The organism is Nocardiopsis sp. CNS-639 (genome assembly GCF_000381685.1).
Classification (GTDB): domain Bacteria; phylum Actinomycetota; class Actinomycetes; order Streptosporangiales; family Streptosporangiaceae; genus Nocardiopsis; species Nocardiopsis dassonvillei.
Genome location: NZ_KB906863.1, coordinates 69,181 through 89,038 on the forward strand (window position 1 = coordinate 69,181; position 19,858 = coordinate 89,038).

Consider the following 19,858-nt stretch of genomic DNA (forward strand, 5'->3'; position numbering starts at 1 on the left):
GGACGTCGGCCGTCCCGGTTTCGCGCACACGGAATGTGCCGTGCCGCACAGCGCTTCTACCGTGAGGTGGAACGACACCGGTGTGTCCTCCCCATGACGGCACCCTCCCCGCTGGACGCCTTCCGTCCACAGACGCATGGAGCACACGGAACACATGAAGCGCGACGTGACCAGGACCGGACCGCAGATCAGGGCCCGCGGTCCGCACCCGCGAACACCGGGCGGTTCCGAGGCGCCGGTGCGCACACTGCGCGCCCGGCACCCGCTGCCCCTCCTGATCACCGGGGCCGCCGCCTCCCTGGTGGCCCTCCTGGCGACCGCCGAGATCACCGCCACCCTGGCGGGCAGTCCCCTGCACCACCAGAGGTCGGCCTGGTTCGACGCCCACGGCCACGACCAGCTCTGGGCGACCCCCGAGACGATGCTCGCGTCCGCGCTGCTCATGTCCCTGGGGTTGACCGTCGTCGTGCTCGCGCTCGTTCCCGCGCGCGGCGACTGGATGGCGCTGTGCGACGACGGGGTCCGGCCCGCCGACGGCGTGCCCGGCCTGCGCCGCGAGGCGGAGGAGTAGGCGCCGACGGCTCCGCCCTCACCGTCCCGGGGCAGGCTCGTCCAGGTCGACGACATCGATGTCCAGGCGGGCGACGGGCAGGCCGAGCCGCTGTTCGGCCAGGGAGCGCATGGCGCGCCGGGCGGCGTCGGCGGCGTCCGGGATGGGGAAGCCGACGGCGACCCGCGCCGTGGCCCGGACGGAGAGGCCCTCGCGGGTCTGCTCGACGCGGCAGCGGCCGACCACGACCCCCGGAACGGACTCGACGGAGGTCCGGAGCATGGCCGCCACGGCCGACTCCCTGACCTCGGTGCCGCCGGGGCCGGAGCCGCTCAGGACGATCGTCCCCTCCGAGCGGCGCTCGGCGCGCACCACGCGCATGACGTCCGTGAGCAGCCCGGGAGGTGCGGTGACCTCCTCCTCGTCGTCCCGGCGCACCGCTTCGACGAGTGGGCGCAGCTCACCCGCCTCCGCCCGGCAGTGCTCGCAGGAGGACTCGTGCTCGGTGAGCCGACCGGACAGCAGGTCCCTCAGGAGTGCGTCCACCGAGGTCCCGCAGGGCAGTCGGTCGTGGTCGTCGGACGGGTCTACCGCCATGGCTCAAGCGCCTCCACGAGATGGGTACGCGCGCGGTGAATACGTCCACGCACAGCGGTCGGGGTCGTGTCGACGATCTCCGCTATCTCTTCATAGCCCAATCCTTCCATTTCGCGCAGAACCCAGCAGATCCGCTGCGGGGGCGGCAACCCCGACAGCGCTTCGAGCAGCGCCTCGCGCAGGTCGCCCGCGAGCGTCTCCCCCGCCGGTCCGGGTCCCCTCGCCTCCAACCGTTCGTCGTCCTCCACCGGTTCCACCGGCCTGCGGGCCCGCAGCATGTTCAGGGCGCGCCGTCCCACGATGCGGTTGAGCCAGGCGGGGAAGCTCTGCGGGTCGGCGAGTTCGGGAAGCCTGCGCCACGCGGTGATCAGGGCCTCCTGGGCCGCGTCGCGCGCGTCGGCGGGATCGCGCAGCACACGCAGGGCGATCCGGTAGACGGTGTCCTGGTGCCGACGGACGAGGTCCTCGAACGCCCTGTCGTCCCCGTCCTGGGCGCGCTCCACGAGCACGCTCTCCGGAAGTGCGATTTCCCTGTGCATCGTCGCCGCGGCCACCCCTCCCCGTACACGAGCACAGAGAAACTACCCCAGGTTCGTGCCGAACACGGCAGTCCCGCACCCGCGCCTCCCCCACACTAGTAGTGACACAGGTCACACGATGATGGCCGTGAGCCGACGGCCCTTCCCCGTGTCCTCCCCTGTGACGGCGCCACGACGGGTGGCGCCGAGCGAGCGAGGAGAGCACCGCCATGGGAGAGATCAGGTTCGGCCTCAGGAGGACGGCCGCCAGGCGCGCCGCCGAGAGGGCCGCCCTGGCCGGGACCCCGCCCCTGGCCCGCACCCCCGGCGCCGCGCCGGAGCACGCCCGGACCGACAGCCGAGGCGTGGTGGTGGACGCGGCGGCCCGTTTCACGGCCTCCTCGCGCGACCACGGGCGGTAGAGGCCACGACACCGCCGGAGGAGGAGTCGGCGGCGCCGCCCGGGGAAGACCGACAGTCCAGCTCAGAGCGGCCCCGACGGCCCCACCCGAAGGACCGGCGGACGGACCCGCCCACGGCGGGACGCCCGTTTCCACCCCTGACCGAACACCCGACGACGCAAGGAGAACCGACCATGGCCGCGAAGAGCGCCCAGAGCAGTGAACTCGCCCCCGCCGAGCTGCGCGAGGCGGGCAGCACGAGCAGCGTCCCCGTGCGCGCCCAGCACTCCCACGAGCTGAACACCGACACCGGGCGCACCTCGATCGCCGACCACGTGGTCGCCAAGATCGCCGGTATGGCCGCCCGGGAGGTCCGGGGCGTCCACCACATGGGCGGCGGGGCCGGGCGCGCCTTCGACGCCGTCCGCGAGCGCATCCCCGGCTCCACCTCCACCAGCACCGCGGCGCGCGGCGTGGCCGTGGAGGTCGGCGAGCGCCAGGCCGCGGTGGACATCAACCTCGTCGTCGAGTACGGCGTCTCCATCCCCGACCTGGCGGCCGTCGTGCGGCGCAACGTCATCTCCGGCGTGGAGCGGATGACCGGCCTGGAGGTCACGGAGGTCAACGTGACCGTGGACGACATCCACCTGCCGGACGAGGAGGAGAGCCGTTCCGCCGCCGAGCCGAGGGTCAGGTGACGGCGGAGCGGACAGCGGCACACCGGCAGACACGACGTGAGGGAGTGAGGACCCATGTGGTCGATCGTCGGACTCGCCTTCGGGGCGGTCCTCGGCCTCGCCGCCGCCTTCGGAGGCTTCGGGGCCTTCCTCCTGGTCCTGGTCCTGGGAGCCGCGGGCTTCCTGGCGGGGAGGGCCTACGAGGGCGAGGTCGACCTCGCCGAGCTGTTCACGCGCCGTGAGCGCGGTGGTCGCCTGTGAGCGCCGCCGAGGCCTCCCCGGGGACCGGGGCGGCCGTGGAGGGCACCGGAACACCCGGCGCGCGTGCGCGGTCCGGCGCCGAGCCGGACCGGCACGCGCCCCGGGTGCCGCCCGAGGAGCGCGGCACCACGGTCGTGTCCGACCGGGCGGTCCGCCGCCTGGCGTGCGCGGCGGCCGCCGAGCACCGGTCCACCCGTCCCCTGGGCGACCGGCTGGGCGGGCTGGTGGGTGAGGGCCACAGGGCCCGCGCCGAGGTGCGCCGGGGCGGCTCCCGCGTGGGGCTGCGCCTGGAGATCGCCGTCGCCTACCCCTCCCCGCTCGCCCGTACCGCCGAGGAGGTCCGCGCGCACGTGGCCGCCACGGTGGAGAACCTGACCGGGCTGACCGTCCACAGCACCGACATCGAGATCGTCGAACTCGTACCCGCGCCGCGGGTGCGCTGAGCCATCGGAGGAAGCGGAGATGACTTCCCTCCAGGAGGAGGCGCGGACCCACGAGGCGTCCGCGGACCCGGGCGGCCCCCCGCCCGGGGGTCGGCGCGGGGACCGCGGGGCCCGGCGGACCGCGGTGAGGGTCTTCCGGCCCCGGCGGACGCTGCCCGCCGTCGTGGTCGCCGCCTCGGTGACGGTGGTCTCCGGGCTGGTGCTCGCCGTGATCACCGCGAGCATGGTCGGCGCGCCCGCGCCGTTCCCCGCGGTGGACGGCATGGCCGCCCGCGCCGCCACGGTCCCGTGGGAGGCGCCCGAGACCATGCTGGCCTCGGGTGTCGCCGCCGCCCTGGGCCTGACGCTGCTGACCGCGGCGTCGCTGCCCGGGTACGGCGGCCACCTGGTCCTGCGCACCGACGACCGCGACATGGCCGTGGGCCTGTCCCGGCGGGCGCTGCGCGACCTCCTCGCCGTCTCCGCGCGCGGGGTGGACGGTGTCCGCGGCGCCCGGGTTCGGGTGGGCCGCCGCACGGTGCGGGTGCGGGCGCGCACGCACATACGCGGCGCCCACTGGCTGAGGCGGGACGTGGACGCGGCCGTGCGCGGGAGGCTGGAGGAACTCGTTCCGGTCCGCGTTCCGAGGGTCCGCGTCCGGGTGCGGGAGGAGGCGTGAGCGTGGACGGACAGCGATCCGCACCGGAGCCGGACCCGTCCGGCACCGACACGGGCGGCACGGAAACGGGTAGGACGAGCGCGGGCAACGCGGGCGGGACCGCCCCGGGCACGACCGGCAAGGGCACGGCGGCCTCCGACACGACCGGCACCGGTACGACACGCGCCGACGCGCCCGGCCGGGACTCTCCGACCCGGTCCACGATCCGGGGCTTCCCCCACCGCCGCAGCAGGAGGACCGCGCGGGGCAACCGGCTCGGGCTGTTCCTCACGGGCCTGGTGCTCCTGGTCGGCGGCGCGGCCGGACTCGCCGTCGGCGGCGGCCTGTTCGGCGACGGCCCCGCCGCCGCCCCGCTGACCGGCCTCGAACCGGTGGCACGGGCCCTGGCCTGGCCCTGGACACCCCATGCCGCCGCGGCGGTCGCACTGGTGCTCACCGTGCTGGCCGTGCGCTGGCTCCTGGTCCAGGGCCGCGTCCACCGCCCGCGCAGGCTGCTCGTGGGCGCGGACACGGCGGCGGGGCGGACCGAGGTGTCGCCGTCCGCCGCCGGGAACGCCCTGGTCGCCCAGCTCAGCGCGCACCCGCGCGTGGTGCGCGGCAGGGCGAGGTTCACCGAGTCCGCTCGGGAGCCGCGCCTGTGGCTCGACCTGGTGCTGACCGAGGAGGCCGACCCCGTGGAGGTGTGGCACGCCTGCCGGGACGAGGGGGTCGGCTCCCTGCGCGAGTCCCTGGAACTGGAGCGGCTGCCCACCGTCGTGCGCATGTCGGCCTCGGGGCGCAGCGGGGGCAGAGACCTCGCCTGACCCCGTCCGCCCGGCTGGGGGGAACGGAAGCCAGGCCCCGCCTGGCCCGTACGCCCCGCTGGACACATGTGGGTGAGGCCCCTGGCCCGCACACCCCGCTGAGGGGAGGCGGGCGCGGACTCCTCACCCGCCCCGCACCCCCGCCGAGGGGGCGGGAGCGAGAACCCCGCCTGGTCCGTGCGTCCCCGATGAGGGGAGGGGGCGTGACCGGGCGGGCGACGGAGGCGGCGCGGTCCGCCGGTACAAGGGGAGACACCGGCGTGACCCCGCCTCCGTCATCACATGCGCGTTCCGCGCGCCCGGCCCGCGCCTCGATCGGGACCGGCGGCGGCCCCGCGTGTGCTATCTTCGCCACTCGCGGCGACCCGGACCTGAGCCCCGTGCGTCAGGGACGTGCCGGACCCCCGTGTCTCCCCCGGCCCCCGGTGTCGAGACCGGTAGTTCACCACCTGCACGTCTCGACACACCAGGAGTCCACGCCCGTGCGCGTCTACTTCGCGGTGTACGCCCGAGGGCTGCACCGCTACTCCACCTACCGCGCGGCCACGATCGCCGGGATCTTCACCAACTCCGTCTTCGGCACGATCAACGCCACCGTCATGCTCGCCCTGTTCGCGGCGCGTCCCGAGATCAACGGCTACGACGCCGGGGACGCCGTCACCCAGGTGTTCGTCAGCCAGGGCCTGATCGGCATGGTCGCCATCATGGGCCCGCCCCTGGAGCTGGGCGAGCGGGTGCGCTCGGGCGCCGTGGGCACCGACCTGCTGCGGCCGGTCTCCCTCCAGGGCTGGTGGCTGGCCGAGGACCTCGGCCGGGCCACGTTCAACCTGGTCTTCCGCGGGGTGCCCACGTTCGCGGTGGGGATGGTGCTGTTCGACCTGGACCTGCCCGGCGACCCGCTCCGCTGGGCCGCCCTCCTGCTGTCCGCCGTGCTGGCCACGCTGGTCTCGTTCGGGCTGCGCTACCTGTACGAACTGGCCGGGTTCTGGCTCCTGGACTCCAGCGGGATCTGGGCGGTGGCCGGGCTGCTCGGCCCGGTGGCCGCCGGGATGCTGCTGCCGCTCACCCTGTTCCCCCCGGCGCTGGCCGACACCCTGCGGCTGCTGCCGTGGGCGTCGATGGTCCAGATCCCCGCCGAGATCATGCTCGGCAAGGACACCCTGCCGGGCGGCGCCGTGCTCGGCGGGCTGGCCCTCCAGGCGTGGTGGGCCGCCGCCCTGTTCGGCCTGGGCGCGTGGGTCACCGCCCGCGCGACCCGCAGGGTGGTGGTCCAGGGTGGCTGACCCGATCTCCCGTGCCCGCGGGTCCGTGGCCTGGCCGCTGCGCGCCTACCTGCTGCTGGCCTGGACCTGGTGCCGGGCCCTGGCCCAGTACCCGGCCTCGCTGGTGCTGATGACCCTGGCGACCTCGGTGGGGGTGTTCGCCGAGATCGGCGCCGTCCTCGTCGTGTTCGGCCACGCCGGGCGGCTGGCGGGGTTCGACCTCGCCGAGGGGCTGCTCATCGCCGGGCTGGCCGCGACCGCCTTCGCCTGGGCCGACATGATCCTGGGCAACGTCGAACGGCTGGGGGAGCACATCCGCACCGGATCGCTCGACGTGATGCTGGTGCGCCCGGTGCCGCCGCTGGTGCAGATGGCGACCGACCGGTTCGCGCCGCGCCGCCTGGGCCGGATCGTCCCGGGCTCGGTCGTGGTCGTCGTCGCCCTGGCCGCGTGCGACATCGACTGGACCCCCGGCAGGGTGCTGATGCTGCCGGTGCTGTTGATCTCGGGGACCGCGATCTGCTGCGCGGTCTGGGTCATCGGGGCGTGTCTTCAGTTCCTCGTCGCCGACGCCCGGGAGGCGGCCAACTCGGTCACCTACGGCGGGCAGGCCCTCACCGAGTACCCGCTGGCCATCTACGGTCGCGACCTCGTGCGGGCGGTGACCTTCGTGCTGCCGCTCGCCTTCGTCACCTGGCAGCCCGTCCTGTACCTGCTCGACCGCCCCGACCCGACGGGGCTGCCGGACGCCCTGCGCCACGCCACACCCCTCGTCGCCGTCGTCCTGTGCCTGGTCGCCGCCGCCTGCTGGCGCTTCGGGCTGCGCCACTACCGATCCTCCGGGAGCTGAGCATGACCTCCGTCCGCGAGTCCGACGCGTCCGCCGCCGAGCCGATCATCGAGGCCGTCGGCCTGGGCCGCGACTTCGTCCTGTCCGAGGGGCCTTTCCTGCGGCGCAGGCGGCGCACCGTCAGCGCCGTGCGCGACGTGAACCTCACCGTGCGGCCCGGCGAGATCGTCGGTTACCTGGGCCCCAACGGCGCCGGGAAGAGCAGCACCATGAAGATGCTCACCGGCATCCTCACCCCCTCCTCCGGCCACCTGCGGGTGACCGGCCTGGAGCCCTCCCGCCAGCGGACGAGGCTGGCGAGCCGGATCGGCGTGGTGTTCGGCCAGCGCACCACCCTGTGGTGGGACCTGCCGCTGCGGGACAGCCTGGAGCTGACCCGGCACATGTACCGCGTTCCGGCCGCCGACCACGCCCGCCGCCTGGCCGAGATGACCGAACTCCTCGAACTCGGGCCGTTCCTGGCCACCCCGGTGCGCCAGCTCAGCCTGGGCCAGCGCATGCGCGGCGACCTCACCGCGGCGTTGCTGCACGGCCCCCGGCTGCTGGTGTTGGACGAGCCGACCATCGGTTTGGACGTGGTCAGCAAGTCGAGCATCCGCGAGTTCCTGCTGCGGCTCAACGCCGAGGAGGGCACGACCATCCTGCTGACCACGCACGACCTGGGCGACGTGGAGCGCCTGTGCGAGCGGGTGGTGGTCATCGACCGGGGGAGCCTGGCCTACGACGGCGGTCTGGACGGGCTGCGCGCGAGCGTGCCGGCGCCGCGCGTGCTGGTCGTGGACCTGGCCGAGCCCGCCCCGGACATCGAGGTGGAGGGCGGCCGGTGCGTGCGCGTGGACGGCCCGCGCCAGTGGCTGGAACTGTCGGAGAACCCGGCGGCGGTGATCGCCCGCGTCGCCCAGCGGCACGAGGTGGTCGACCTGACCCTGCGCGAGCCCGACATCGAGGGCGTGGTGGCCGCGCTGTACCGGGGGACGGCCGTCGGCGGCGTCTGAGGGGTCGGCCGGGGGCGCCCCCTGCGTGAACCGCTTCTTCGCCGGGGCCCCGTTCGGTCGGAAACCCCGTGCTGACCGAGGTTTCCCGGCCCCCGCGGCGAACCTGGCCCGGGATGGCGGGATCATCGCTGTCATGGAATCAGGCGTGGTGTTGGGGATCGCGTTCGCGCTGCTCTCGTGTGCGGCCTACACGGCCGCCGCGGTGGCCCAGCGCAGGTTGGCGGTACGGGTGGCCGGGCCGCTCACCGGCGGTGGACAGCTCGCGGCCCTGCTGCGGCACCCGCTGTGGTGGCTCTCGCTGCTGTTCAACGGGGGCCGGGCCGGTTTCCAGGTGGCGGCGGTGAGCAACGCGCCGCTGACCGTGGTGCAGCCGCTGGGCGTGCTGGTGCTGGTGTTCGGCATCCCGTGGTCGGCCCGGCTGGGCGGGCGGCGGGTCACCCGCGAGGAGTGGCGGGGCGCGGCGTTCACCTCGCTGGCACTGGGCGTGCTGCTGATGGTGACGGTGACCGGCGGTCAGGGCGGCGTCCTCGACGACACCGGTTCGGTGGTGGTCGGCGGCGGTACGACCGCGCTCCTGCTGGCGACCGCGTGGGCGGCGGGACGGGTCCGCTCGGCGGCCTGGCGCAGCTACCTGCTGGCGGGCGCGGCGGGCGTGGCCTTCGGGGTCTCCTCGGCCACGGTCAAGACGGCGGTGGCGGTCATCGGGGAGACCGGCGCGGTCGGGCTGGTACACGCGTCCTCGCTGGCCACTCCCGTGATCGCGGTGCTCGGGCTGTTCCTGGCCCAGGCCGCCTACCAGGGCATGGAGCTGGGCGCCCCGCTGGGGATCACCACCTTCACCAACCCCGTCTCCGCCACGGTGGTGGGCGTGGCCTTCATGGGCGAGACCTACGCGGGCGGGTGGATCGGCGGCGCGGTCGCGGTGGTGTGCGCCCTGCTGGCGGCGTACGGGATCCGGCTGCTCACGGTTCCGCAGGGTCCGGCCCCCGTGCCGGAGCCGGAGAGGCGGCGGGAGTCCGAAAGCGTGGCCGGGGAGCACTGAGCGGTCGGCGCGCCCGGCCGGGACGACGGGCCGGGCGCGGTCATTGCGTTGGCGGTCCAGGTCGTCCTTCGGATGCTTTTCCGTTGGATCTCAGGTGACGAAACCCGTTGCGTAGCCGATCGCGATTTCGTTGCGTTGTTTCGTCACCCGAAAACGCGTTCGGTCACGCCCTGCCGAGCGCCCGTACGGCGGCCCTGCCGACCGGCCGGAGCGGTGCCCGCCGGGGCGCCCCGCCCCGGTGGCCGCTCCGGTCGGGTGAAGGCCGGTGAACCCCGGGGCCGCACGGCGCTGGACGCGGGCCGGGGACGACCGGGCGTCCCGGAGGGCGGCCCCGTGTTCCGGCATGCGCGGCGCAACCGGCCGAGGCACCCGCGGAGAACGCGACCGCGTGTGCGGCACCTCCGGGGAACCCCGGGGAGCACCACCACCCGCGCGGCGCGATCGGCCAGGCGTCGGGATGCGCCCGCGACGTCGGCGGAACGGTCACCACGCACGCACGGCGCGATCGGTCCGCGCCCTGACGGGAAGCTCGACCGGGCGTGCGCGCACCGTTATGGGAACGCTCCCAAAAAGGGGGATGGGCACCCTCTGAAAACTGGGGGATACTGACCGCCATGGCCGGTACGGTCCCGCTCCGTCTGCCGCGCGCCACGGTGTTCGCCGCGGTGTGCACGGGTGTGTCCTCCACCGGCCACGTCCTGGCCTCCGGACACGCGGTGCCGCCGCTCGGCCTCGCGGCGGGGTTCGTCCTCGTCCTCGCCGTCGCCCACGGGCTCTTCCGCTCCGAACAGCGCCTCGGACCCCTCGTCGCGACGACGCTGTGGGGACAGACCGCCCTGCACCTGCTGTTCGCGGTCGCGTCGCCGGGCGGCTCCGCGTCGCACGGCGCCGCCCACGCGGCCGGTTCCGGGGCACTGGCCGGAGCCGGGGTCGGGCCGGGCATGCTCCTCGCCCACGCCGCCGCCGGGGTGGTGTGCGCGTGGTGGCTTCGCCGGGGAGAGCTGGCGGTCCTCGCCCTCGTCGACCTCGTGCGCTCCCTGTTCCACGGCCTGCTGGCCCTCGCCTCGGCCCCCGGCGTTCCCGCGCGCGGCGGACCCGCGCGGCTCCGCGGACGCACGCCGCTCCGGCACGGTGTCGTCCTCCTGTTCCTGCGGCACGTCCGGATCCTGCGCGGACCGCCCGCGGCCTTCCTGTCCTGAGCCATCCGCCGGTGCCGCCAGCGCCCGGCCTCCACCGACACGTCGGTGCCCCAGGCGTGCCCGCACCCCCCCGGGCCGCCCCGAACCAGACCCAGGAAGGTCGCCCCCATGACGTCCCATGCCCCCGACCGGCTCGACTCCCCCGAGACACCTCCTCCGGACCGCCGCTCCCCCGTCTGGGCGGCCCTGCGCCAACTCCTCCTACGCCTGCACTTCTACGCCGGAGTCCTCGTCGCGCCGTTCATCGCCGTGGCCGCCCTCACCGGACTGCTGTACGCGTACGCGCCGCAGCTGGAGCAGGTGCTCTACGCCGACCAGCTCCGCGTCACCCCCGGCGACAGCGCGCTGCCCCTCCAGGAACAGGTGGACACCGCGGTCGCGGCCCATCCCGAGGGAACGCTGAGCGCCGTGCGCCCGGGCACGGCCCCCGACGAGAGCACCCGCGTACTGCTGGACGTGGAGGGGCTCCCCGAGAGCTACCGGCTCGCCGTCTTCGTCGACCCCTACAACGGCGAAGTCCTCGGCGAGACGACCAGCTACGGCAGCAGCGGCGCGCTGCCCGTGCGGTCGTGGCTGTCCGAACTCCACCGTCACCTGCACCTGGGCGAGTTCGGCCGCCTGTACGGCGAACTCGCCGCGAGCTGGCTGTGGGTGGTCGCTCTGGGCGGGGTCGTGCTGTGGACCGCGCGCCGGCGCAAGGCCCGCCGCCTGCGCCGCACCCTGCTGCCCGAGCCCTCCGCCAAGGGACGGAACCGGACCATGTCCTGGCACGGGTCGCTCGGCGTCTGGGCCGTGGTCGGCCTGCTGATGGTGTCCGCCACCGGACTGACCTGGTCCCGGTTCGCCGGGGCCAACGTGACCGACATGCGGGTGGCCCTCGGCTGGACCACGCCGTCGCTGTCGGCGCCCGCCCCGTCGGAGCACGCGGACCACGAGGAGCAGGCGGACCACGCGGGACACGAGGACCACGGCGGGCACGGCGACCACGAGGACCACGGCGCGGCCGGACGGAACGTGGACCTGGACACGGTCCTGGAGTCGGTGCACGCCGCGGGGATCGACGGCCCGATGGAGATCTCGGTGCCCGTGGAGGAGGGCGCGCCCTTCACCGTCCAGGGAACCGGGCGGAGCTGGCCCGTGCACCAGGACGCGGCGGCCGTGGACGCGACGAGCGGCGAGGTGGTCGAGGAGCTGCGGTTCGAGGACCATCCCTTCATCGCCAAGATGTCCACGTGGGGGATCGCCTTCCACATGGGCCTGCTGTTCGGCCTGCCGAACCAGCTCCTGCTGACGGGGATCGCCCTGTCCGCGCTCTTCCTCGTGTTCTGGGGCTATCGGATGTGGTGGCTGCGCCGCCCGACCCGGGACACCGCGTTCGCCATGGGACGGCCGCTCGCCCCGCGCGGGACCTGGCGGGGGCTGCCGTGGTGGTGCCTGGCCCTGGTCGCCGCGGCGGCGGTGGGCGTCGGCCTGTTCCTGCCGGTGTTCGGGGTCTCCCTGCTGGCCTTCCTCGTGGTGGACGCGGCCCTAGGCCTGCGGCGCGGGCGCACGCGCCCGGAGTCCGTCCCGAAGCCGTGACCGCGCCGCCGGGGCCGGACGCACCCGACGCGTCCGGTCCCGGCGGGTCCGGTCGTCCGCGCCGGACCGCCGACGGGCGCGGATGAAGAATTCCTCATGTTCGTTTCATCTCGTATTCCCCCGCGCCCGGAAGGCTCGGGGAGTATGAGATCACCACTGTTGTTGCTGTTAGCGGGCACCGTCGCGGCCTTCCTGGTCGCGGGAGCGGTCCTGGTGTGGGCGATGCCCGAGCGCACCCCGGACACCGCCGCCCCGGGTGAGGTCGTGGTCGGGGAGTCCCCCGGCGCCAGCCCCGCCCCTCCCTCAGACGAGGACGTCGTCGCTCCCCCGCCGCCGATCACCGACCACGACGGCGACGGGACCCCCGACGCCGAGGACCCCGACCACTCCGAGGCGTCGGCCGACCCCTCGCCGTCCCCCTCCTCGACTCCGAGCCAGACCCCCGCCCCCACCTGCGGTAACGGCGACGGCGATGATGATGACGACTGCGACGACGACAACGACGACAACGAGGGCGGCGACGATGACGACTGAGGGTCGTTTCGACGGGGACTCCCCGACCGAGGACCTCAGCGGCGTGGTCGGCGGGAACTCCTGGAGCGCGTCCGCGCACACCGACGTGAACTCCACCATGGTCATGAGGGGACCCCAGCCGGAGGTACCGCAGAAGCGGCGCATCCCCGCCAGACTCCTCATCATGGCCTGGGTCGTCCTGCTGATGGCCGCCGTCCTCGTCCTGGTCAACATCCTCACCTGGAGCGCGCTCACCGCGCGCAACGACGAGCGCGTGGACGGGGCGCTGTCCCAGGAGATCGGCGAGTTCCAGGAGTTCGCCGCCGTGGGCGTGGACCCGAACACGGGTGAACCCTTCACCGACGTCTCCACCCTCATCCGGCTCCACCTGGCCCGCCAGTACCCCGACCGGGCCGAGATCCTGTTCGGCTGGGTGGAGGGGTCGGCCTCCGGCGGCGGCGCGGGCGGCGCCCCGGACGCCGCGGCCCAGCCCGGGCGCATCCGCCAGGGCCAGGAGCCGCCCTTCGACGTGTCCGCGGATCCCGCGATGGTCGCGGAGGTCCTGGAGGCGTCCAGCGCCCGCGGCACCCTGGACACCCCCGCCGGTCCGATGCGGTGGGAGAAGATCCGCGCCCTGCCCCCGGGCGGCGGCACCGACGCCGAGGGCGCGGGGTGGTTCGTCATCGGCTACTTCACCGAGGCCGACGAGGACACGGTCACCTCCACCACGCAGACGATCGCGCTGGTCAGCCTGGCCGGGCTGATCGCCGCGAGCACCGCGGCCTGGTGGGTGGCGGGACGCTTCCTCGCGCCCGTGCGCCTGGTCCGGCAGACGGCCGCGCACATCACCGAGGAGGACCTGACCCGGCGCATCGACGTGTCCGGTCGGGACGACATCGCCGCGCTCGCCGAGCAGTTCAACAGCATGCTGGACCGGCTGGAGGGCGCCTTCACCGCCCAGCGGCAGTTCGTGGACGACGCCGGGCACGAACTGCGCACGCCCATCACCATCGTGCGCGGCCACCTGGAGCTGATGGGCGACGACCCCGAGGAGCGGCGCGAGGTCCTGCGCCTGGTCACCGACGAACTGGACCGCATGAGCCGGATCGTGGAGGACCTGCTGCTGCTCGCCAAGGCCCAGCAGCCCGACTTCCTGCGCGAGGAGGAGGTGTCCCTGGCCGAGCTGACCAGTGACATCGACGCCAAGGTGCGCAGGCTCGGCGACCGCGACTGGCGGCTGGAGTCGCTGGCCGAGGGGGTCGCCCGGCTCGACCCGCAGCGCGTCACCCAGGCCGTGGTGCAGCTGGCCGCCAACGCGGTGCGGCACACCGCGCCGGGATCCACCCTGCGTGTGGGCTCGGGGTTCAGCGGCGACGACGTGCTGTTCTGGGTCTCCGACCAGGGGCCCGGCATCCCGGCCGAGGAGCACGGCCGGATCTTCGAGCGCTTCTCGCGGGGCAGCGGGGCGGCCAGGGGGGACCGGGGCGCCGGTCTGGGCCTGGCCATCGTCCGCGCCATCGCCGAGGCCCATCACGGACGGGTGGACCTGCGCTCCGCGCCGGGCGTCGGTTCGACGTTCACCCTCGTCATCCCCACCGGAAAGAGGTACGTGTGAGTCGCATCCTCATCGTCGAGGACGAGGAGCGGATCGCCTCGTTCGTCCGCAAGGGCCTGGACGCCAGCGGGTTCACCACCACCGTGGTGGGCACGGGGGCGGAGGCCGTGGACTACGCGGTGACCGGCGGGTTCGACCTGATGCTGCTGGACCTGGGCCTGCCGGACACCGACGGGTTCGACGTGCTGCGGCGCGTGCGCTCACTGGGCGTGGACATCCCCGTGGTCATCCTGACCGCGCGCGACGGCGTGCGGGACACGGTGACCGGCCTGGAGATCGGGGCCGACGACTACGTCACCAAACCGTTCCGGTTCGAGGAACTGCTGGCCCGGGTGCGGCTGCGGATGCGCAACGAGCGTCCGACCGAGCTGACGGTGCTGCGCGCGGGCGGCCTGGCCCTGGACCTGCGCACGCGGCGGGTGGCGGTGGAGGGGACGTCCGTGGACCTGACCGCGCGCGAGTTCTCCCTGCTGGAGCTGCTGATGCGGCACCCGGGCCAGGTGCTCACCAGGCAGCAGATGCTGTCGCACGTGTGGGGCTACGACTACGATCCCGGGTCGAACGTGGTGGACGTGTTCGTGCGGGCGCTGCGCCGCAAGGTGGGCGCGGAGCGGATCGTGACCGTGCGCGGGATGGGCTACCGGTTGACCGGGTGAAACGGGTGGCCCGGGCGGCCCTGTGCTGACACGGGTGGTCCGGACTGCCCTGCACACCGGGTGACCCGCGTGCTCCGGGCAGTCCTGTGCCGACCCGCGTGACTGCGTGACCCGGACGGCCCCGGCCACGCGCGACCGGCGTGACACGGGGCCCCGACGGCCCGGGCCACGAGCGGCCAGCGTGATATGGACGGCCCGGAGCGGCCCGGTGTGGCCCCGGATGACCGGGGTGCTCCGGGTCGGCGGGGCCCCGGTGCGCGGCGGGCGATGTTCTGGTGACGAGGGGGCGGGGGTGTCGGTGACACCCCCGCCCCCTCGTCCGTGTCGCGGATGACCGACGCGTGACAAACATGAGGGTTCCCTCATCCGCTCCTCATGGGTTCCTCACCGCCCGTCCACAGGATGAACGCATGTTCTGGTTCGCACTGGCGGTCAACACGACCGCGATCATCGTCCTGTCCTACGCCATCTACTTCCGCCGCCACGGGCGCCGCGACCTGCTGCTGGCCTACGTGGCGCTCAACACCGGCATCTTCGCCGTGGTGTCCATGCTGACCAACCAGGAGGTCGGCCTGGCCGTCGGCTTCGGTCTGTTCGGCGTGCTGTCGATCCTGCGCCTGCGGTCGGACCTCATCAGCCAGGGCGAGATCGGCTACTACTTCACGGCGATCGCCCTGGGCCTGGTCAACGCGGTGGCGGCCCCGATGCCCTGGGTGCTGCTGGGCCTCAACGCCCTGCTGCTCACCGGCATGTACGCGGCCGACCACCCGCGTCTGCTCTCGCGGCACGAGCGCCGCATCCTGACCCTGGACGTGGTGCACGAGGACTCCGTGGCGCTGCGCCAGGACCTGGAGGCCCGGCTGCGCGGCCGGGTCACGAAGATCGAGGTCACCGAGGTCGACTACGTGCGCGACCTGATGGTCGTGGACGTGCGGTTCCAGGCGCCCCGGATCGCGTCGGTCCCGGGCTCCGGACGCGGGTTCGGGCAGGGCTTCACCTCCGTGACGGGACGGACGGGACGCCGATGAGCACGACCGCCCTCGCCCCCGCGGAAGCCCCCGTCACCGTGGAGAGACCCATGACCCTGGACGCCCTCGGTCCCGTGGAAACGCCCGCTCCGGTGGACGTTCCCTCCCCGGTCCTGGCGGCGCTGCGCCCGATGTCGCTCGCCGAGATCAACGAGCGCGCCGCCCTGGTGACCCGGACCTGCCGCAAGTACCTGGTGCCCGTCGAGCTGCTGGAACCGCTGTTCGCGGCCTCCGGGGACCGGTTCGGGGTGCTGACCATCGACGGTCAGCGGGACTTCCAGTACTCGTCCACCTACTTCGACACTCCGGACCTGCGGACCTTCCACGACCACCGCCAGGGGCGGCGGGTGCGCTTCAAGGCCCGGACGCGCACGTACGTGGACACGGGGACGCGCATGTTCGAGATCAAGCTCAAGGGCGCGCGCGGGATCACCGACAAGACGCGGATCGCCTACACGGGGCCGCCGGACCGGATGACCCCCCAGGCCCGGCGGTTCCTGGACGACACCCTGCTCTCGTACGGCATCGAGGCGCCCGACGTGCTGGCGGCCAGCGCGGTGACCGACTACCGGCGCACGACGGTGGTGGCCTTCTCGGGTGAGGAGCGGGTGACGGTGGACACCGGCCTGGTCGGCTACCGGGCGGGCTGGTCGGTGCGGATGCGCCCGGATGCGGTGCTGCTGGAGATCAAGACGCGCGGCGGGCTCACCGCGACCGAGCGCAGGCTGCACGAGCACGGGGTCCGGGAGGCGCGGTTCACCAAGTACGGGGCGACGGTGGCCGCTCTGGAGCCCGGGCTGCGGGGCAACCGGTGGCACCGGGCGATGGGCGCGTGCCTGGACCACCCGGCGCCGTGCACCCTGGAGCGGGCGCGGGTGGGTGCGGCGCCCGTCCCCTCGCGGGGGTGGTGAACCGGGCCCCGGAGCCCGCACCGTCCGGGTCCGCCGGGTGGCCGACGGCCCGTCGCCCGCGTCTCGGGGCGCCGTTCCCTCCGTCCCCGCACGGAAAAACCGGATGCGCTCCCCGTCCCCGGTCTGTGACCATGTCCACCCCACGACGGAGGGAGGCCGGGATGCGGGACCAGGACGGGTGTCTGATCCTCTCGGGAATGCCCGGAGCCGGAAAGTCGACGGTGGCTCCGCTGGTGGCCGCACGGTATCCGCGTGCGGCCCACGTCAGCGGGGACGTTCTGTCCTACATGGTCGTCCAGGGACGCGTCGGCTTCAACGGGCGGCCCGCGGAGGAGGCGCGGCGCCAGCTGCGGCTGTGCGTGCGCAACATGTGCGACCTGGCGGCCAACTTCGCCGACAACGGCGTCTTCCCGGTCATCGAGTACACCATCGACAACCGCCGGATGCTGGACGCCATGGTGGAGATGCTGCGGCCCAGGCCGGTCATGTTCGTCGCCCTGTTCCCGCCCCTGGAGGTGTGTCGGCGGCGCAACGCCACGCGCGACCCCGAGCACCGCGTCGACTTCGACTTCGCGCCGTACTACCGGGCGATGCGGGAGGACCTGGGCGGAGTCGGCTGGTGGTTGGACACCGCGGCCCTCACCCCGGAGGAGACCGCCGACCTGATCCGCGCCCGCGCGCACGAGGAGGCCCTCCTCTGACGGACCGGTACCGACACCCCGGAGCCCGCCCGCGCGGGAAATGGCACCGGCCCCGGCCCGGGAACGGACGGGGCCGCCGGTCCTTTTCCGCGACAATCCGTTGACCGGGTTCCGCGCCTTTTCCGGGCACCGCGCCGCCGCACCCTCCCGGCGGTCGCAGCGACCCCCGAGAACGCGAGCCGACACGGAGAAGTCTCAGGTCACGACCGCGATCCGGCTCCTGACAGTCTTCGCGAAACGGCGCCCCGAAGCGAACACGCCTCCCGCGTTCTCACATTTGCCGCCACGGCCGAACGTGTGTAGCGTTCCCCTGCTGGACCAAAGGTGTCAAAAGACACAGAAAGCCTTTGCGCATACCGCGAATACCCCTGTCGGAAATACCCCTGCCATTCTTCTCCCCGGAGGTTCCGTGTTCCCTCGTGCCGCCCGCCTCAGCGGTGCCCGCGCCGACTCCCGCAGCGCCCTCGGACTGCCCCGAGGCATGTCGCGTCGTCGCATGCTCACCCTGACCGGCACCGCCGGGGCCGCCGCCGCGGGCGCCCTGGGCGCGGCGCCCGCCTCCGCGGCCGAGCGCACCTGGCGGGTCACGGGTGAGGACGTGGCTCCCCTCGCGCACTTCGACGGCGTGATGAAGGACTACATGCAGGCGCGCGGGATCACCGCGGGCTCGCTGGCCGTGGCGCGGAACGGCAGGCTGTCCCTGGCACGCGGGTACACGTGGGGCGACGACAGCGTCGCGACCACCGGCGTGACCGACGTCTTCCGGATCGCGAGCCTGAGCAAGCCCGTCGCCGGGACGGCGGCCATGCGCCTGGCCCAGGAGGGCGAACTCGACCTGGACGCGCCGCTGGCCGACCTGGTCGACCTCTCGCCCCTGGCGGGGGAGACGGCCGATCCGCGCTTGGGCGAGGTCACGGTGCGGCGGGCCCTGCAACACCTCGGCGGCTGGGACAGGGACGTCTCCTTCGATCCGCTGTGGAACACCATCGCGATCTCCCGCGAGATGGGCGTCGACCTGCCGCTGGGCAGGAGCGAGGTCATCGCCTACACGAGCGGGATGGAGCTCGACCACGCCCCCGGAACGCGGTACGCCTACAGCAACTACGGCTACCTGCTGGTCTCCGAGGCGATCGCCGCGGTCACGGGGAGGTCCTACGAGGACCACGTGGTCTCCGATGTCCTCGGCGCGGTGGACATCGCGCGCATGCGTGCCGGGCGCTCCCTGTCCGCGGACCAGGAGGGCGAGGTCGGGTACGACTCGAAGTACACGGTGACCTCCGCCCTGGACTCCTCGGGCGCGCAGGTCCCCTACCCCTACGGCGGGTTCAACCTGGAGATCCAACTCGGCAACGGGGGCTGGGTCGCCTCCGCCGCGGACCTGGCGCGATTCTGCACCATCTACGACACGCCCGAGGCCGCCGGGGTGCTCACCCCGGACTCGATCTCCACGGTGTTCGAGCAGCCCGAGACGGGCGGCGGCGCCACGCACTACGGCCTGGGCTGGTCGGTGCGTCCGACCGGCAGCGGCGAGAACACGTGGCACACCGGGAGCATGCCGGGCACCTACACGTTCCTGGCGCGCAGCAACGGCTACACCGTCGTGGCGCTCTTCAACCGGCGCGACGAGGGCGACGCGCTGAACTGGGGCGAGATCGACCCGAAGCTGTGGGACGCGGTGAACGAGGTGGGCACCTGGCCCACCGATGACCTCACGCCGATCTACTTCTGAGGCCGGGCGGGTCCCGGGGCGGTTCGGCCGGGGAGACACCCGGGGCGGATCGGCCGGGGGCCTCCCGACACCTCGTGCACGAATACTTTCAATTCCGGCATGAGGGATTTTTTGGATGGGGCCAGTATTTCATGCTGGCCCCTTTCTCATACCCGCTGAGCTGGTCTGACAGAACCGGAACGAAATTTTTTCGGCCGCTTCGCGGGAAACGTGCTCCGCCCGAACAGGCGTGCCCTAATCTGGCTGCGACCACACAACTGAACCCACACGATGACCCCGCAACGGTTGATTGCCGTTCGGGGCCGTGGCCAGCAACATCCAACCCATTTAGTCACAAGGAATTGCCAGCATGCGCCAGTTTAGCGCTGCCCTTCTCAGCCGTGCCCTCGGCCCGCTGATCGCCCTCCTCTCCGCGCCCTGCGGACGCCACTCCACGGTGGCCGGTCGCCGCCGACGCCGCTCCACCCGCGTGCGACGCTACGTCCCCGCGCCTCCCCCGGCCCCGCTTCCGCCTCCCCGCCTGGCTCCGCCCGACGCGCCCTTTCCGGCCGAGGACGTCACCCTGGTCAGGCCCTACTTCACCGCCCACGAGCGTTCGCGCGCCGCCGCGTCCGGCCCCCGCGCGCCCCGCGTCCCGGCACCCCCGTGCTCCCGAACTCCGGATCCCCGCCGCGCCCCGGAGTCCCGAACTCGCCTCCGAGACGGAGGAGGTCCGGCGCGCGTTCGCCCTCGTCCAGGAACGCGCCGCCGTCCTGCGCCAGCGGTGGAAGGACGACCCCGGCGGCGATCTGCTCGGTGAACCCGCGCCCCGTTTCGGGGTGGTCGGGGCCGCCGGGCCCCGGGGGCGGGACGCGTTCTCCGGCCTGCCGCG

The 19,858-nt window shown here is 73.7% G+C and carries 22 protein-coding genes; 20 read left to right on the top strand and 2 right to left on the bottom strand.

Going from position 1 to position 19,858, the window contains the following annotated elements; genetic code table 11:
- The first annotated feature begins 154 nt into the window (after positions 1-154).
- Positions 155-571, top strand: coding sequence for a hypothetical protein (locus tag G011_RS0116510; RefSeq protein ID WP_019609452.1), 417 nt, complete (start codon positions 155-157; stop codon positions 569-571).
- An 18-nt stretch (positions 572-589) separates the two neighbouring features.
- On the opposite strand, the gene G011_RS0116515 is transcribed toward G011_RS0116510, so the two are convergent.
- Both G011_RS0116515 and G011_RS0116520 read right to left on the bottom strand, forming a co-directional pair.
- Entirely contained in the window at positions 590-1,147 is a 558-nt protein-coding gene (locus tag G011_RS0116515) for a hypothetical protein (RefSeq protein ID WP_019609453.1), read from the bottom strand.
- Positions 1,138-1,686 carry an RNA polymerase sigma factor gene (locus tag G011_RS0116520; RefSeq protein ID WP_026338368.1) on the bottom strand — a complete coding sequence of 183 codons (549 nt, stop codon included), beginning with the start codon at positions 1,684-1,686 and terminating at the stop codon, positions 1,138-1,140. The genes G011_RS0116515 and G011_RS0116520 overlap by 10 nt, the downstream gene beginning before the upstream one ends.
- 209 nt (positions 1,687-1,895) lie before the next feature.
- Between G011_RS0116520 and G011_RS0116525 the strand changes: the two genes are divergently transcribed.
- From G011_RS0116525 to G011_RS0116615, 19 genes are all read left to right on the top strand, one after another.
- Positions 1,896-2,087, top strand: a complete 192-nt coding sequence (locus G011_RS0116525; protein WP_019609455.1) for a hypothetical protein — start codon at positions 1,896-1,898, stop codon at positions 2,085-2,087.
- Positions 2,088-2,260: 173 nt separating this feature from the next.
- A complete protein-coding gene (locus G011_RS0116530) occupies positions 2,261-2,764 on the top strand; it encodes an Asp23/Gls24 family envelope stress response protein (RefSeq protein WP_013155765.1) in 504 nt (167 codons plus the stop codon).
- Between the two features lie 54 nt (positions 2,765-2,818).
- Positions 2,819-3,004: a hypothetical protein gene (locus G011_RS0116535; RefSeq protein ID WP_019609456.1), complete on the top strand. Its 186-nt coding sequence runs from the start codon at positions 2,819-2,821 to the stop codon at positions 3,002-3,004.
- Positions 3,001-3,447 (top strand): Asp23/Gls24 family envelope stress response protein, encoded by a 447-nt coding sequence (locus tag G011_RS0116540; protein ID WP_019609457.1) that lies wholly within the window; start codon positions 3,001-3,003, stop codon positions 3,445-3,447. Before G011_RS0116535 ends, G011_RS0116540 begins: the two co-directional genes overlap by 4 nt.
- A 19-nt stretch (positions 3,448-3,466) precedes the next feature.
- Entirely contained in the window at positions 3,467-4,105 is a 639-nt protein-coding gene (locus G011_RS0116545; RefSeq protein WP_019609458.1) for a DUF6286 domain-containing protein, read from the top strand.
- Between the two features lie 2 nt (positions 4,106-4,107).
- A complete protein-coding gene (locus G011_RS0116550) occupies positions 4,108-4,908 on the top strand; it encodes a hypothetical protein (protein WP_155979791.1) in 801 nt (266 codons plus the stop codon).
- A gap of 482 nt (positions 4,909-5,390) precedes the next feature.
- The gene (locus G011_RS0116555) at positions 5,391-6,191 is read left to right on the top strand and encodes an ABC-2 family transporter protein (protein ID WP_019609460.1); all 801 of its coding nucleotides are present in this window, start codon (positions 5,391-5,393) and stop codon (positions 6,189-6,191) included.
- Entirely contained in the window at positions 6,184-7,020 is an 837-nt protein-coding gene (locus tag G011_RS0116560) for an ABC transporter permease (RefSeq protein WP_019609461.1), read from the top strand. The genes G011_RS0116555 and G011_RS0116560 overlap by 8 nt, the downstream gene beginning before the upstream one ends.
- Before the next feature lie 2 nt (positions 7,021-7,022).
- The gene (locus G011_RS0116565; protein ID WP_019609462.1) at positions 7,023-8,015 is read left to right on the top strand and encodes an ATP-binding cassette domain-containing protein; all 993 of its coding nucleotides are present in this window, start codon (positions 7,023-7,025) and stop codon (positions 8,013-8,015) included.
- 133 nt (positions 8,016-8,148) lie between these two features.
- On the top strand, positions 8,149-9,057 hold the full coding sequence (locus G011_RS0116570; protein WP_026338370.1) for a DMT family transporter: 909 nt from the start codon (positions 8,149-8,151) through the stop codon (positions 9,055-9,057).
- Between the two features lie 614 nt (positions 9,058-9,671).
- Positions 9,672-10,256 (top strand): hypothetical protein, encoded by a 585-nt coding sequence (locus G011_RS0116575; protein ID WP_019609464.1) that lies wholly within the window; start codon positions 9,672-9,674, stop codon positions 10,254-10,256.
- 108 nt (positions 10,257-10,364) lie between these two features.
- Positions 10,365-11,834, top strand: a complete 1,470-nt coding sequence (locus G011_RS0116580) for a PepSY domain-containing protein (RefSeq protein WP_019609465.1) — start codon at positions 10,365-10,367, stop codon at positions 11,832-11,834.
- Between the two features lie 144 nt (positions 11,835-11,978).
- Positions 11,979-12,368 carry a hypothetical protein gene (locus tag G011_RS0116585; RefSeq protein ID WP_026338371.1) on the top strand — a complete coding sequence of 130 codons (390 nt, stop codon included), beginning with the start codon at positions 11,979-11,981 and terminating at the stop codon, positions 12,366-12,368.
- On the top strand, positions 12,358-13,962 hold the full coding sequence (locus G011_RS0116590) for an ATP-binding protein (RefSeq protein ID WP_019609466.1): 1,605 nt from the start codon (positions 12,358-12,360) through the stop codon (positions 13,960-13,962). Before G011_RS0116585 ends, G011_RS0116590 begins: the two co-directional genes overlap by 11 nt.
- Positions 13,959-14,618: a response regulator transcription factor gene (locus tag G011_RS0116595; RefSeq protein ID WP_013155784.1), complete on the top strand. Its 660-nt coding sequence runs from the start codon at positions 13,959-13,961 to the stop codon at positions 14,616-14,618. The genes G011_RS0116590 and G011_RS0116595 overlap by 4 nt, the downstream gene beginning before the upstream one ends.
- Positions 14,619-15,028: 410 nt before the next feature.
- Positions 15,029-15,646: a DUF4956 domain-containing protein gene (locus G011_RS0116600; protein ID WP_019609467.1), complete on the top strand. Its 618-nt coding sequence runs from the start codon at positions 15,029-15,031 to the stop codon at positions 15,644-15,646.
- Entirely contained in the window at positions 15,643-16,557 is a 915-nt protein-coding gene (locus G011_RS0116605) for a polyphosphate polymerase domain-containing protein (RefSeq protein ID WP_019609468.1), read from the top strand. The genes G011_RS0116600 and G011_RS0116605 overlap by 4 nt, the downstream gene beginning before the upstream one ends.
- Positions 16,558-16,718: 161 nt before the next feature.
- Positions 16,719-17,258: an AAA family ATPase gene (locus G011_RS0116610; protein ID WP_019609469.1), complete on the top strand. Its 540-nt coding sequence runs from the start codon at positions 16,719-16,721 to the stop codon at positions 17,256-17,258.
- 409 nt (positions 17,259-17,667) lie between these two features.
- Complete coding sequence (locus G011_RS0116615) at positions 17,668-18,987, top strand: serine hydrolase (RefSeq protein WP_026338372.1); 1,320 nt, start codon at positions 17,668-17,670, stop codon at positions 18,985-18,987.
- The last annotated feature ends 871 nt before the right edge of the window (positions 18,988-19,858 follow it).